This is a genomic window from Brevibacterium sp. 2SA (genome assembly GCF_005502845.1).
Taxonomy (GTDB): domain Bacteria; phylum Actinomycetota; class Actinomycetes; order Actinomycetales; family Brevibacteriaceae; genus Brevibacterium.
The window spans coordinates 11355-25562 of the sequence record NZ_SCMW01000028.1; the positions used below are offsets into that span (position 1 = coordinate 11355).

Sequence of the window (14208 nt, forward strand, 5' to 3'; positions counted from 1 at the left end):
ATGTCTCGGTCGCTTGATCTCCATCTCACCTGGATGATCGGCCTGTTGGCACGGGCGCCTTTGACAATAGAGAGTCGCGTGGCCTCCGCTCACACCCGTTCCCTACCGCACGACCTCACGATGCGAGCCGTCGAGGCGCCTCGTCCACCCGCGGCCATCGAGGTGTTCGAGGAGCGGGATGACGACCCGCCGCGTCGTGCCGAGCGCCTGCCGGGCCTGACTCGTCGTGAACGGCTGAGCGAGACCGGCGAGCAGGCGCATCGCCTGCGCCGGGGTGCGCGGGGAGACGACGACACCATCGCCGAGGCGCAGCACCCTGCCGGCCTTTTCTGCGACCGCGAGCTCCCGCGCTCCCAGGCGCAGCGCCCGCAGATCGTCCGCCTCCGGCGCATCGAACGGATCGGCCGCGAGGCGACGTTCGAGTGCGGCGACCCCGGCCTCGGCGGGACCGAGATCGGCCGTGTGACCCGGCGGGCGCACCATGCCGTCCGCGGTCTCGAGACCGGCCCGCCCGATGATCGTCGCCACGAGCGCTCCGCCGCCGTCCGGCAGCGGCGGATCCGTGCGTCGCAGCGCCTCGATGACGACCTTGACCGGCACGCCCGCCGCCATCGGCTGCGCGGCCAGCTGTCTCGACACAGTCTCGCGCGCCGCCTGCACCCACGCCTCGAGTGCCGGCGTGTGGACGAGCCGCCCGGCGAGCGCCTCGACACCGGCCGGCAGGGTCGCGTCGACCGAACCGCTCGCGTCAGTGGACGAGGCCGACCCCGCAGCCACCACCCCGAACCGTGCGAGCACGGCGCGTTCGACGGCTCCTCGGCGGGCCACCTCGGCGAGGACATCCCCGGTCACCGGCCGCTCGGCGAGCTCAGCGGCCCGACGCACCCCGTCGCCGCGTCGTCCCAGTTCAGGCGGATCGACGTCGAGGACGACGACGCCTGCGAAGACATTGCGGCTGCCGGGATTGCGCAGCACGACCCGGTCGCCGAGCTCGAGCGGCAGGGGCCGGTCGAGGGTGAGCCGGGCGTGGTCGGCGTCGAAGGGCCGCAGGCGCACGGGCACGGCCGCGGTGCCGATGTGGAGCATGAGCTCATGGACGCCGTCGTCGAGGGGCTCACCCATCGTCCGGCGGACGTCGACGACGGTGACGATCGGCCACGCGTCCGGGGTGATGAGGGCGTCACCGCGGTGGATGTCGTCGGCGGAGACGTCGCGGAGGTTGACCGCAACCCGGGCGGCCGGGGTGACGACCTCGGCGGAGGACTCCCGGCTCTGCATTCCGCGGATCCCCGTCCGGGCCGACGTCGTCGCCCCGACGATCTCCATGCGCTGCCCCACCTGCAGGGTTCCCGCGGTCAGCGTGCCGGTGGCGACAGTGCCCGCCCCGGTGATCGAGAACGCGCGGTCGAGCCACAGCCGCACGCGCGCAACGGGATCGGGGGCCGGGGCCGCTGCGGTCACCTCGTCGAGGCGGGCGACGAGGTCGTCCATCCCCTCCCCCGTCGTCGCCGAGACCGCGACGATCGGTGCCGCGGCGAGCGGCGTGCCCTGCAGCTGGGTTCTCACCTGGGCTTCTGTCACCGCAATGGTGTCGGGTGCGAGGTCCGCGCGGGTGATGACGACGAGGCCCCGGTCGATCCCGAGCGCGGTGATCGCATCCCGGTGATCGCTCGACTGGGCCTGCCACCCCTTGTCCGCGGCGATGACGAAGCAGACGATCGGCGCGGGCCCGACCCCGGCGAGCATGTTGGACAGGAACCGCTCATGCCCGGGAACGTCGACGAACGCGACCTCCCGGCCGGAGGGCAGCGTCGTCCACGCGAACCCGAGATCGATCGTCAGCCCGCGCCTGCGCTCTTCTTCCCACCGGTCCGGTTCCATCCCGGTCAGGGCTTTGACCAGGGTCGACTTTCCGTGATCGACGTGCCCGGCGGTGGCGACGACGAACATCAGGCACCCTCGCCGAGGCGGTCCGACGCGGTCCTGATCGCCGCGGCGACAGCGTCGTCGGCGGCTTCCGGCACGCACCGCAGGTCGATAAGGCACACGCCCTGGTGGATTCGGGCGACGACGGCGGGCTCGCCTGCGCGCAGGGGGGCGGCGAGCGCCTCGGGCATCTCGAGGGCCCATCCGGGCAGGGGCACCCCGGGGGCTCCCCCGCCGCCGACGCGACCGTCATGGGCGACGACGGTTCCGCCGACTGCCTCGGCGAGGGTCTCCGTGCGCTCCCGCAGCCGGTCGAGGTTGATGTGGAGGGCATCGTGGACGGGGTTGCCGCGCCCGGCGATCGTCGCCTCGAGTGCGGCGAGCGTGAGCTTGTCGGTGCGCATCGCACGGGCCAGCGGGTGGGTGGCGATGCGCTCGATGGCCGCGGTGGACCCGAGGAGGATCCCGGCCTGCGGCCCGCCGAGGAGCTTGTCGCCGGAGACGATGACGACGTCGGCGCCGGCGCGCAGGGCCGTGTCGATGTCGGGTTCGTCGGGCAGTGCGGGATCGGGGGTGAGCAGACCGCTGCCGAGGTCGGCGATGAGCGGGAGGTCGTGCTCGTCGGCGAGCGTGCGCAGTTGCGTCAGGGTCGCCTCGGCGGTGAAGCCGGTGAGACGGAAGTTGCTCGTATGGACCTTGAGCAGGCACGCCGTGGCCGGGGTGAGCGCGGCAGCGTAGTCGGCGAGGTGGGTGCGGTTCGTCGTGCCGACCTCGCGCAGCCGCATGCCGGTGGTGACCATGAGGTCGGGGAGGCGGAACCCGGCACCGATCTCGACGAGCTCCCCGCGGCTGACGACGATCTCATCCGGCGTGACGGATCGGGCGTCAGCGGCCGTACCGTTCCCCTGTTGAGCAGAACCGCTTCCCTGCGGGGCCGAGTTTCCCCGCAAGGCCGTGACGGCGAGGAGGAGGGCGGCAGCGCCGTTGTTGACGACGAGGGCGTCCTCGGCGGCCGGGCAGGCCCGCAGCAGGGCCTGCTTCGCGCCGACGCCGCGCTTGCTCCGCTTGCCGGACTCGAGGTCGAGTTCGACGTCGACATAGCCCGCGGCATCGGCGATCGCCTGCTGCGCCGCTGGTGAGAGCGGTGCGCGACCGAGGTTCGTGTGGACGATGATGCCCGTGGCGTTGAGCACCGGGGTGAGCGAGGAGGCACCATGGTCGGTCACGGCCGCGATGACGGTGGGGGTCACCTCGGCGACGGGGAGCTCACCGGACCGCGCGCGGGACTGGGCATCGGCGATGACCGCGCGGATGACCGATTCGCCGAGGCGGTCGCGGGCGGCCTCGACCTCGGGAAGGGCGAGGAGATGGTCGGTGCGCGGGATGCTCCGGCGGGGGTCGGGCTCGACCATGGCTGCCTCCTCCTCGGTGCGTGCACGACCGTGCTCGGGCCGGTGCGGGCGTGTGGCGGAGGCGGACGGGAATCGAACCCGCCAGACCGAGATGCTCGGTCTCACCGGTTTTGAAGACCGGGGGGCCCACCAGGACGCCAGACGCCTCCGGATCGAACTCTACCCTGTGCCCCGGACACCGCAGACCGCGCCCTCGCACCCCCTGCGGCGGTGACCGCGGAGACCCCCGTCACGGCGGTCGGGCCACCACGTGCCTTGCCGTTGACGCACGGGACGACCCCGCATAGCGTGGTCACCACGGATGACGCCGCTGACGCGGCGGTGTCCCGGAACCGACAACCGCTGGTCGAAGGCAGGTCCCATGCGCGCCGAACTGTTCGTCCCGCCCATCGCCTTCCATGCCGAAGGCCCCGTGTGGTGGCCCGACGACGGGTCCCAGGCAGCGAATTCCCTGCGCTACGTCGACATGCTCGCCGGGCGGATCCTCACCGCGCACGGCGCGCCCGGCTCCGGCAGCCCGAGCGGCCCGAACAGCACAGGCGGCACGAACGGCACCAGCGGCCCAACGAGTGACGAGGTGACCGTCCTCGATGTGCCCGGCCCCGTCGCCGCGTGTTTGCGCCCCCGGCTGTCCGGCGGCATCGCGGTGCTCACCGAGCACGGACTCAGCGTCTCCGCCGACCCGACCGGCGGCGACTGGACCACGGTCGCCGAACTCGTCTCCGACCCCGAGGTCCGCCTCAACGAGGGCGGCTGCGACCCGGCGGGACGGTTCCTCGCCGGCACGATGCGCTACGACCAGGGAGACGGCGGGGCGACCCTCTTCCAGATCAGCGGCGACGGTGCCGTGTCCACCGTCTTCGACGACGTGACGATCTCCAACGGCATCGCCTGGACCGCCTCCGGTGACCGCGCCTACTACAACGACACCCCCACCCGCAGCACATGGGTCCTCGACTGGGATGAGGAGACGGGGCTGACGAACCCGCGCCGCCTCTTCACCCTCGACTCCGACGACCCGGCCGGCGGTCCCGACGGGCTCTGCCTCGACGCCGAGGACAATGTGTGGACGGCGATCTACGGCGGTTCCCGCGTCGAGTGCCGTGACGCTGCCGGCACGCTCCTCGAGGTCGTCGAACTGCCGGTCACCAACGTCACGGCGTGCACCTTCGGCGGTCCCGACCTGCGGACCCTCTTCATCACGACGAGCCAGGAGGGGCTGACCCCCGGTGCCCAGCCCGAGGCCGGTGCCGTCTTCGCCGCGACCCCCGGAGCCACGGGGGTGCCGGTGGCACCCTTCGACGGCTGAGCCCACCGCCCCCGGCGCGAGCCCACCCACCAGACCCAGCACGGACACCCACCTGAGAGGACCATGATGAGAGCACTGAGCGTCGAACCGGGCACGGCCGATTCCCTCGCCGTCACCGAGGCGGCCCTCCCGGAGCCTGAGGCCGACGAACTCCTCGTCACCGGCCTGGCGATCGGAGTCTGCGGCACCGACCGGGAACTCAACGGCGGGCAGTACGGGTGGGCGCCGCCCGGTCAGGAGCGGCTCATCATCGGCCACGAGTCCCTCGGCCGGGTCGAGGCCGTACCCGACGGCTCCGACTTCGCCGTCGGCGACCTCATCGCCGGGGTCGTCCGCCGTCCCGATCCTGTGCCCTGCCCCGCGTGCGCGCACGGCGAGTTCGACATGTGCCGCAACGGCGAGTACACCGAACGCGGCATCAAGGAGCTCAACGGCTTCGGTTCCGAGCAGTGGGTCGTCAAACAGGACTTCGCGATCCGCCTCGACCCGGCGCTCGGACAGACCGGTGTCCTCATGGAGCCGACCTCGGTCGTCGCGAAGGCCTGGGACGAGGTGTTCAAGGTCGGCGGGCGCGCGTTCTTCGACCCGCAGACCGCAGTGATCATCGGCGGGGGCACGATCGGTCTCCTCACCGCACTCCTCGGGCGTCAGCGCGGGCTCGAGGTCCATGTCATCAACTCCTCGCAGAAGCCGAACAAGGAGAAGCTCGTGCGGGAGCTCGGCGGGCAGTTCCACGTCGGCGACCTGCCGCAGGTCCTCGCCGAGGTGCAGCCCGACATCGTCCTCGACACCACGGGCGACTCCCGGACGTTGGCTGACATCCTTGAGGCCGTCACCCCCTACCAGGTCGTGTGCCTGCTCGGGATGCACGATCCGCAGGGCGCGACCGAACTCGACCTCGCGACGATCGGCAAGCAGATCGTCCTCGACAATGTCGCGATCGTCGGGTCCGTCAACGCGAACGTCGAGCACTGGCGGCAGGCCGCCGAGGCGCTGGCCGCGGCCGATCCGCAGTGGCTGTCCGCGCTCATCACCCGGACCGTGCCCCTGACCCGCGCCCTCGACGCCTTCGACCATGAACCCGGGGACATCAAGGTCGTCATCGACCTGCAGAGCTGAGCCGGCGCGCCGCCACCACGCTGGCGCGCCCCAACCCCACCGGCGCCCCGGCAGCCATCCCCTCACCCGCACCTTGGGAGATCAGTCCATGAACACCTCGGCGCCGTCGGATCCGACGAAGAGCTGGTCACTGCGCTGCCGCGCCATCCGGGCGCTCTACGCGCTCATCGGCGTCGTCCTTATCGGTCTCGGGGCCGCAATCCTTGAGACCGGCGGGGTCGGCGTCGACCCCTACACGGCACTCAACATCGGGATCAGCGAGAGGATCGGGTGGAGCCTCGGCGCGTACCAGCTGCTGAGCAACGCGATCCTCTTCATCCCCGTCCTCATCTTCGCGCGCCGGTACATCGGCGTCGGCACGCTCATCAACATGACGCTCACCGGGTTCTTCATCCAGGTGTTCGCGGGCCTGCTCGCCCCGCTCGCCGTCGCCCCCGGCGATCACGCGATGGCCGCCCTCTTCTTCGCGATCGGGATCATCGTCTTCGCGTTCGGAGCCAGCGGGTACATCTCGGCAGGCGTCGGCACCGCACCCTACGATGCGATCGCCCCGATCATCGTCGACCGCACCGGCTGGAAGTACCAGCGCGTGCGCGTCCCCCAGGACCTCATCGTCCTCGTGGGTGCCCTCCTCGTCTCCGGGCCCGTGGGCGTGGGGACGATCATGACGGCGTTCTTCGTCGGCCCGCTCATCGCGTTCTTCTCCGCCCACGTCAACGAGCCCCTCGTCGACCGGCTGACCCGGGGCCTCGGACGCACCGATTCCCACCCCGATGCCGGAGCTCCGGGAGACCCGACGAAACTGCTGTGACCTCGCCGAGGCGGCCCTCACTCGATGCCGAGGCGGGCGAAGGCGTTGCGGAAGATCGTGAGATCACCGAGGCCGGGCAGCTTCTGCACGCGCTTGTCGAGCTTGTCGACCTCCTCGCTCTGGCCGCGGAAGAGATAGGACATCACGTGCTTGACCTCGGCGTCGTCCATCATCCCCGAGCCCACTGGCTTCCACAGCTTCCCCAGCGCGAGCTGCACGATCCGCTGCGCCCGCGGATTGTCCTCGAGGCGCTCCCGGGCCTGGGTCGAGTAGAAGGCGACGTGCCGCGTCTCCTGCTTGGCGATGCGCTCGAGCAGCGGTGAGAGCACAGGGTGGTCCTGCATCGCCGCCATCCGCCGGTAGCCGGCGGTCGCCGACAGTTCGTTGGCCGCGCCCCACGCCATGTGGACGGCGATGAAGTCGGAGCCGACCATGTTCGCCAGCAGCGACTGCTTCGCCGGGCCGAGCGCGAGCTTCCAGCCGAGTCCTGCGCGCTTGGCCTTGATCTCGTCGTAGTCGACGTGGATGCCGTGCTTCTCGAGCACGGCGGCGAGCGCCTCACCGTGCCAGAACTCCTCCCGATTCCACATCGTCATGAACGCCGCCGGAGCGTCCTCCCGATGAGAGGGAGTGACGAGCAGCTCCCGGACGAAGCACGTCGTGTGGTACTCGACATCGCACATGTAGCGCACCGACCGCAGCGTGTCGCGGTCGAGGGGCATCTCGTCGAACACATCGAGATCGAGGTCGGACCACTTGACCGCCTCGGACGTCTCGGCGTAGTTGTCGAAGTCAAACGCCATTCTCACTCCTCACTCGAGATGTCGGCGCCGGGGCGCTCGGACTGTCGGCTCGCCGCGCCGTGCGCAGGGCCGCCCGCACCTGGGCCACCGACGGCTGCGGGTTCCCGGGCAGCAGCCGGCCGATGACGGTGTCGGAGTCGCCGAGCTCCTGGCGGGCGACGCTGCCGGTGAACAGACTCGACAGGGCGACCGCCTCGTCGGGGTCGGGCACACCGACGATCCGCAGCGGCGCCCACGGCTTGGCGACGTGGAGGCGCGCGGTGAGCGCTTCGGAACGGGACCGGGTGATGCGGGCGATCGCCTCGGTGCGGAAGAACCGCACGATCTCATCCCGCCTGTCGACCACCTCGGCGAGGACTCGGGCGGCCTCCCCCGTCAGACGCGGCAGGAGTGCCCGCTCCGCGGTCTGCAGCGCGCCCTCCTGGAGGGCGAGCCGGGCCATGTGACCGGCGGTGATGGGCTCCTTGACGGCTCCGCCGAGGACGGGCGCGACGATCGGCAGGGCGCGTTCGACCCAGGCGCCGCGCAGCGTCGACGACAGGGAGCGCGGGGCGCGGGGCGAGCGGTGAGCGTCTCCGGCGTCGAGGATCTCGCGCAGCGCCCGGGCCAGCCAGTACCGCTCGTAGCCCCACGCGGTGACGAAGGCGGTGATCCGCGCTTCGTTGGCCGTCCACGAGGCGAGCATGGCACGGGTCTCGGCAAGTGCGGAGTTCTCCAGGCGCCAGAGGAAGCCGAGGTCACGGGCCGCCTCGGCGGGCAGGTCGAGGTGCTCGGCATCGACCGTGATCCGGCCCCGGGCCGCCGCGAGGTAGCCCGGGACGTCGAAGTCGGTGACGAGGACCGTCGGATGCGCGGCGTCGGAGAACAGCCGGCCGTTGACGTGGCCCGGCGGATGGTCGCTGGTCACCATTCGAGCACCTTCCATCGCTTCTTCAGGGCCAGTCCATAGAGGCCCAGGTCAGGGGTGACGGCGATCGGTTCGCCGACGAGTTCGAGCCACGCCGCATCCGCCAGCGAATCCCCGTAGCCGGTCGACTTCCCGAGGTCGGCGCCGATCCCGCTCGCGTACTTGCGCAGCCAGTTCGCGCGGGCCTCGTCGACGAGCGGCGGCGTCGCGAGGTAGCCGGAGAGGACCCCGGCCTCGGTGACGTCCATGCGGGTGGCGACGACCTCGTCGAAGAGATCGGCCAGCGGTTCGACGAGAACCTCGAGGGCCCCGGTGACGAGCACCGTGCGGTGCCCGGCCGCGCGATGCTCATCGATGAGGGTGCGCGCCTGCGGGCGGATCGAGCTGCGGATGCGCTCCCCGAGACCGCCCGCGATGACCTCGCGCAGCTGTTCGATGCGGAACCCCTTGTAGCGGCGGTTGACCATGCGGATGAGCTCCGACCGGTCGCGGGACTCCGCCCGCAGCAGGCCCGGAACGATCCCCGCGATGCCGGCGAGCGCGGCCGGCCAGCGGTGCGGCGGCTGGGTCGCGCGGACCACGGCCGCGTACTGCCGGACGATGTTCGTCGAGATCACCGTGCCGTCGAGGTCGAAGACGGCGAGGGCGTCCGGGGCCGGGGCGATCGGCGCCGGACTCGCCTGCCGGGCGGTCGAGCGCCCCCGCTTGCGGGCATAGCTGCGGGTCAGCTCCGTGACCGCGGGCAGGTGGATGTCCTTGAAGTACCGGTCCCAGTCGATCTCGGTGACGTCGAAGCTCCTGGCGTGACCGGGCGGCAGCGCCGCCTGGAGGGCCCGGGTCGCGGCGTCGTCGAAGACCATCTCCGTCTTCGTGTACTGGCGGTAGAGGTCGGCGAACTGGCGCAGCGAGCGCAGCCCGGAGTCGATGCGGCTCAGCCGCGCCGCCCACTGCCGGGTCCGGCGCGAGGACGGGAGACGGTCGACGATGCTGCGGCCCGCCCGGGAACTCAGCTCCTTGAGCCGGATCCGCTGCTCGATGAGCTCGGAGTTCGGGAAGCTCCACTCCGGCACCGGGGTGGGTTCGCCGTCGGGATCGGGCAGCGGTCGGTCGAGGAAGTACTCGCGCACCGTGCGCACCATCTGGTGGAACGGGAGCGGATTGCTCGTCCCGGACACGACGTGGAAGTACTCGGGTTCCCGCGGGAGTCCGTCACCGTGAGCGGCATCCGCACGCCCGTCCTCGGCATGCGCACGCTCCCGGTCTACGAGGGCGAGGATGACGTTGACGACGAAGTCGACGGGGATGATGTCGAGCACGGAGTCCGCGTGACCGGGGAATTCTGTCAGACTGCCGTTCGCGTAGGCCATGATGAGCGGATCGGCGACCTTGAAGCCGTCGATCCACCCGGGATGCGGGTGACGCAGCGCCGATTCGATGATCGAGGGTCGGACGAAGGAGACGCGATGGCCGGTGTCGGCCCACTCCTCCTCGGCGACCCGTTCGGCCATCGCCTTCGTGAACGTGTAGACGTCGGTCCATCCCAGCGATTCGGCGCGGGTGCGGCCGAAGTCGACGAGGCGGTCGGCGACGTGGGTCTCGCGGGCGGCTTCCGCGGCGGCGGCGACGGCCTTCGGTCCCATCCGGGAGCTCTGTGCGCGGGCCTGCCGGAGGAACCCGCGCAGGCTCTCCGGGGTCCGTGATTCGGCGTCGACGCGCTCGCGCGCGAGCTCGGCGGCCGCGGATTCGGCACGGTGGTCGACGGCGTGGCTGAGCCGACGCTCCTGGGCCACGCCCTTCGAGATCCCGCCGACGTACGCGGTGGAGACGTGGATGACGTGCGGGTCCTGACCGGAGACGAGCAGCGCCCGGTAGAGGTTCTCGACCCCGCCGACGTTCGTCCGGAACGCCTCGTCGATGGGGGCGTCGAAGGACACGCTCGAGGCGGAGTGGATGACGATGTCGATCGGCTCCGGCAGCGGCGGCAGGTCGGTGAGATCACCCTCGAGGACCTCGACTCTCGTCCGCACCGCCTCGGCGACGGCATCATCCCCGACCCTGGAGCTCCAGTCGGCGAAGACGGGCTTGGTCAGCAGCCTCTCCACCCGGTCCCGGCCCGTCTGCGTCCCGCGGGGACGGACGAGGACGGTGACGGTGTCCTCCGGTCGGCTCTCGAGCAGAGCCTGGAGGACCGCCTGACCGAGGAATCCGGTCGCACCGGTGAGGAGAATGCGGCTCGGTGTCATGTGCAGCCTATCGAGGTGTGAGGAAACGGTATCGGAGTCTGATTCGGAGTCACGGCCGAATCGGATGGGACCACGGGCGAAGTCATTGCGCAGTCACCTGCGAGTATGACCCGCGTCACTGTATCGTGACAAGTATGCATGTTGCTCTCATCACCGGCGGCACCGCGGGCATCGGCGCCGCGTTCGCGCGCGCGTTCGCCGCTCGCGGGGTCGACCTCGTGCTCGTCGCCCGGAATCGCGACCGGCTCGAGGAGTTCGCGGCGGAGCTGCGCGACGGCAGCGGGGTCGCCATCGAGACCATCGTCGCCGATCTCTCCGACCGCGCGGCCCAGGCCGAGGTCGCCGAGCGCATCGAGGCTCCGGGCTCGCGGCCGCCGATCGACATCCTCGTCAGCAATGCCGGGTTCTCCGTCCGCTCGAGTCTGCTCGACCCCGACCTGCGGCAGCATGATCGGGGCTTCGAGGTCATGCAGCGGACGGTGCTCGTCCTCGGTGGTGCGGCCGCCCGCGCGATGGCCCTGCGCGGACGCGGCTGGATCATCAACGTGTGCTCGGTGAGCGCCGGGCTCACCCAGAACAACTACACCGCGATCAAGGCGTGGACGCAGAACTACTCCGAGTCGCTGTCGGTGCAGACGGCGGGGACGGGAGTGACCGTCACCGCTCTCGTGCCCGGATGGGTGCGCACCGAATTCCACGCGCGCGCCGGCATCGCCGGCACCTCGATCCCCGATCTCCTCTGGCTCGATGCCGACGACCTCGTCGAGGAATGCCTGCGCGATGTCGCCCGCGGCCGCACCGTGAGCGTCCCCCAACTGAGGTGGAAGGCCATCGTCGCAGCCCTGCGCGCAACTCCTCGTCCCGTCATCCACCGGCTCTCCGCCCTGCTCACCTCGCGGCGGAATGAGGAGGAATGAGGGCGTGGGCCGGCGGGATCCGTCGGGTCCGGGATCGCAGTCGGGGCCGCAGTCAGGGCCGCTGAGTTCACGCCGGAGGAATTCTCCCGCCGAGGCGGCATCCAGAACCGCGGTCGGCTCCGAACAGCGGGTGATGACCTCTGATACGTCCCCACCTCGCACGCCGGTGTCGACGGAGAAGTACCGCTCCCGACCCCGTGCGCTGTTGCGCGCTCTCCTCCAGCGCGTCCTCTTCCGCGCCCTCGTCGTCTCGACGATCTCGCCGACGGTGCGGATCGAACCGCGGGTCCGCGGGCTGACCGAGGGCTACCTCGTCATCGCGAACCACACCTCGCATCTCGACGCTCCGCTCATCGCCCAGAGCCTGCCCCACCGGCAGGCGCGCTTCCTCTCCACCGGCGTCGCCTACGACTACTTCTTCACCGCCTGGCACAAGCGGCTCTTCGTCCGCAGCCTCTTCAACGCCTTCCCCGTCTACCGGGAGGGCTCGCGCGGCAGCTCCGAGGTCCCGCGGGCGCTGCTGCGCGCAGGCGTCCCCGTCCTCCTCTTCCCCGAGGGCGGTCGGCAGCAGGGCCGCGTCATCGCCGATTTCAAGGTCGGGGCCGTCAAGCTCGCCGTCGATGCCGGGGTGCAGATCGTTCCGGCCGCCGTCGTCGGCGGGTTCGAGGCGATGCCCAAGGGAGCGAACTGGCCGGTGCCCGGCCGACCGCCGGTGCGCATCGTCTTCGGCGAACCCGTCATCCCCCGGCCCGGGGAATCCCTGCCGGCGCTCACCGCCCGCGTCCAGTGCCTCGTCGAGGAGCTCTTCGACTCCGGAGCCGACGCCATCGGGGTGCCCCGCCTCGCGCACCGGCATGAGAAGCTCGCGCCCGGCGAAGAGCCGCGCATCCCCACTCATGCCCCGGAGCCGGACAAGCAGACCACGCAGCACCATTGGACGACCGCCCCGAGCCCCCGCCGTCATCGGTCGCGGACTCGGGGCCGCCTCGGCGAAAGCACGGATGAGAGGATGAGGAATTGAGCGCACCGGTCAGAGCGGAGGACGTCAGGCGGCATCGCTGGTGGGGCTGGGGCGCCGACGGCGTCGAGTTCCGCTGGGAGACGAAGCCGGCGTTCGCGGCGATCGCGAAGGAGAAGGTCGGGCTCGACCTGTGGAACGCCCCGCGCCCGCGCACTCCGGACCTCGCCGACGTCGACGCGCCCGCGTCACGGTTGCCCGCTGACCTCCTCGCCTCCTTCGCCGAAGCGGTCGGAGCCGACAACGTCAGCACTGATGACGAGCTGCGCATCGTCCACTCGTTCGGCCGCTCCCTGCCCGACCTCTACCGGGTGCGCAACGGGATCATGCCGCGGCTCACCGATGTCGTCGTCCATCCCGGCAGCGAGGACGAGGTCACAGCGGTCCTCGACATCGTCCTCGCACACGACCTCGTCCTCATCCCCTACGGCGGCGGGTCGTGCATCTCCGGATCGGTCACCCCGGATCCGGCGGAGACCCGCCCCATCGTCTCGCTCAACCTCGGACGGATGCGCCGGGTCCTCGACGTCGACGAGTACTCGGGGCTGGCCCGGGTCGAGGCCGGCGCCTACGGTCCCGACCTCGAAGAGCAGCTCAACCTCCGCGGCTGGACGATGGGGCACTTCCCCGACTCGTTCAGCTATTCGACCCTCGGCGGGTGGGCGGCGACCCGCTCATCGGGGATGCAATCGGATAAGTACGGTGACATCGAGGACATCGTGCGGGGGATGCGCGTCGTCCATCCCCGCGGTGTCGTCGTGAGCAAGCCGATCCCGGGTCGCGACTCCGGCCCGTCGGTCCACGAGATGATCCTCGGCAGTGAGGGCCGCCTCGGCGTCATCACCGAATGCACGGTCCAGATCCACCGCCGGCCCGAGGTCAGGGAGGTCGTCGCGTACCTCTACCCGGATTGGGCGTCAGGCGTCGAGGCGATGCACGACATCGCGCGCTCCGAGGTCAGCCCCACCTTCACCCGGCTCTCCGACGGACCCGAGACGCGCTTCAGCCTCGCCATGGTCTCGCAGCCGACCTCGGTGAAATCCAAGGTCAGCGCCCGTGGTCAGGATGCCCTCTTCGCGTATCTGCGCGCCCGCGGCTGGGACACGACGGAAGGGATGTGCCTGTCCTACGTCTGCTTCGAGGGGTCGAAGGAGCACGTCGCGCGGGAGCGGGCCGAGGTCAAGCGGATCGTCTCGGGTCGCGGTGGGATCAGCCTGGGCACCGGGCCGGGAGCGATCTACGACCAGAAGAAGTTCGACACCCCGTACCTGCGCGATTTCCTCCTCAACTACAAGGTCTTCGGCGATGTCTGCGAGACCGGGGTGAGCTGGGCGAACCTCAAGACGATGCACGCCCGCGTCCACGAGCGCTTCGAGCAGGTGCGTCGGGCGCAGGGCGGGCCGGGCTTCATGTTCTGCCACCTGTCCCACAGCTATCACGGCGGGGCGTGCCTCTACTTCACGTTCGCCGTCCCCTACAGCCGCGAGGACACCGCGCTGACGGAGTACCAGTTCGTCAAGGACGCCGTGCAGCAGGAGTTCATCGACTCCGGCGGCGGGCTCTCCCACCATCACGGGGTCGGCACCGAGCACCGGCCGTGGATCGTCGACGACGTCACCCCCGCCGGGGCGTTCATCGTCGACTCGCTCTTCCGCGCGAGCGATCCGGGCCGGAATCTCAACCCCGGCAAGATCGTCGCCGAGGCGGACGTCGAGTCCGCGGGTGTTGACTGACCGCCGTTGA

Annotated in this window: 11 protein-coding genes and 1 tRNA gene; 6 read left to right on the forward strand and 6 right to left on the reverse strand. The window is 70.8% G+C overall.

Features of this window, described 5'->3' with window-relative positions; genetic code table 11:
* Positions 1 to 102: 102 nt before the first annotated feature.
* The 3 genes from selB to FFS20_RS10935 form a co-directional block, all read right to left on the reverse strand.
* Positions 103 to 1950 carry a selenocysteine-specific translation elongation factor gene (gene selB, locus FFS20_RS10925; protein WP_137825883.1) on the reverse strand — a complete coding sequence of 616 codons (1848 nt, stop codon included), beginning with the start codon at positions 1948 to 1950 and terminating at the stop codon, positions 103 to 105.
* On the reverse strand, positions 1950 to 3338 hold the full coding sequence (gene selA, locus FFS20_RS10930) for an L-seryl-tRNA(Sec) selenium transferase (RefSeq protein ID WP_137825884.1): 1389 nt from the start codon (positions 3336 to 3338) through the stop codon (positions 1950 to 1952). The genes selB and selA overlap by 1 nt, the downstream gene beginning before the upstream one ends.
* A 53-nt stretch (positions 3339 to 3391) precedes the next feature.
* Positions 3392 to 3487 (reverse strand) — tRNA-Sec (locus FFS20_RS10935).
* Between the two features lie 212 nt (positions 3488 to 3699).
* Between FFS20_RS10935 and FFS20_RS10940 the strand changes: the two genes are divergently transcribed.
* The 3 genes from FFS20_RS10940 to FFS20_RS10950 all read left to right on the forward strand — a co-directional run bounded on the left by FFS20_RS10940 (position 3700) and on the right by FFS20_RS10950 (position 6577).
* Positions 3700 to 4647, forward strand: coding sequence for an SMP-30/gluconolactonase/LRE family protein (locus tag FFS20_RS10940; RefSeq protein WP_137825885.1), 948 nt, complete (start codon positions 3700 to 3702; stop codon positions 4645 to 4647).
* Positions 4648 to 4713: 66 nt separating this feature from the next.
* Positions 4714 to 5766, forward strand: coding sequence for a glucose 1-dehydrogenase (locus tag FFS20_RS10945; RefSeq protein WP_137825886.1), 1053 nt, complete (start codon positions 4714 to 4716; stop codon positions 5764 to 5766).
* An 88-nt stretch (positions 5767 to 5854) separates the two neighbouring features.
* Positions 5855 to 6577 carry a hypothetical protein gene (locus tag FFS20_RS10950; protein WP_137825887.1) on the forward strand — a complete coding sequence of 241 codons (723 nt, stop codon included), beginning with the start codon at positions 5855 to 5857 and terminating at the stop codon, positions 6575 to 6577.
* A 17-nt stretch (positions 6578 to 6594) separates the two neighbouring features.
* Here the strand turns inward: FFS20_RS10950 and FFS20_RS10955 are convergent, their stop codons facing one another.
* The 3 genes from FFS20_RS10955 to FFS20_RS10965 are packed head-to-tail and all read right to left on the reverse strand — an operon-like array spanning position 6595 to position 10530.
* Positions 6595 to 7380, reverse strand: coding sequence for a ferritin-like domain-containing protein (locus FFS20_RS10955; protein WP_137825888.1), 786 nt, complete (start codon positions 7378 to 7380; stop codon positions 6595 to 6597).
* Positions 7370 to 8290, reverse strand: coding sequence for a hypothetical protein (locus tag FFS20_RS10960; protein ID WP_137825889.1), 921 nt, complete (start codon positions 8288 to 8290; stop codon positions 7370 to 7372). The genes FFS20_RS10955 and FFS20_RS10960 overlap by 11 nt, the downstream gene beginning before the upstream one ends.
* Positions 8284 to 10530 carry an HAD-IB family hydrolase gene (locus FFS20_RS10965; RefSeq protein WP_137825890.1) on the reverse strand — a complete coding sequence of 749 codons (2247 nt, stop codon included), beginning with the start codon at positions 10528 to 10530 and terminating at the stop codon, positions 8284 to 8286. Before FFS20_RS10965 ends, FFS20_RS10960 begins: the two co-directional genes overlap by 7 nt.
* A 134-nt stretch (positions 10531 to 10664) precedes the next feature.
* Here FFS20_RS10965 and FFS20_RS10970 point away from each other — a divergent pair, with 134 nt between their 5' ends.
* The 3 genes from FFS20_RS10970 (at position 10665) to FFS20_RS10980 (ending at position 14198) form a co-directional block, all read left to right on the forward strand.
* Positions 10665 to 11447: an SDR family NAD(P)-dependent oxidoreductase gene (locus FFS20_RS10970; protein ID WP_137825891.1), complete on the forward strand. Its 783-nt coding sequence runs from the start codon at positions 10665 to 10667 to the stop codon at positions 11445 to 11447.
* A 133-nt stretch (positions 11448 to 11580) separates the two neighbouring features.
* A complete protein-coding gene (locus FFS20_RS10975; RefSeq protein ID WP_249356805.1) occupies positions 11581 to 12468 on the forward strand; it encodes a lysophospholipid acyltransferase family protein in 888 nt (295 codons plus the stop codon).
* Positions 12465 to 14198, forward strand: a complete 1734-nt coding sequence (locus tag FFS20_RS10980; RefSeq protein ID WP_137825893.1) for an FAD-binding oxidoreductase — start codon at positions 12465 to 12467, stop codon at positions 14196 to 14198. Before FFS20_RS10975 ends, FFS20_RS10980 begins: the two co-directional genes overlap by 4 nt.
* Positions 14199 to 14208: the final 10 nt, after the last annotated feature.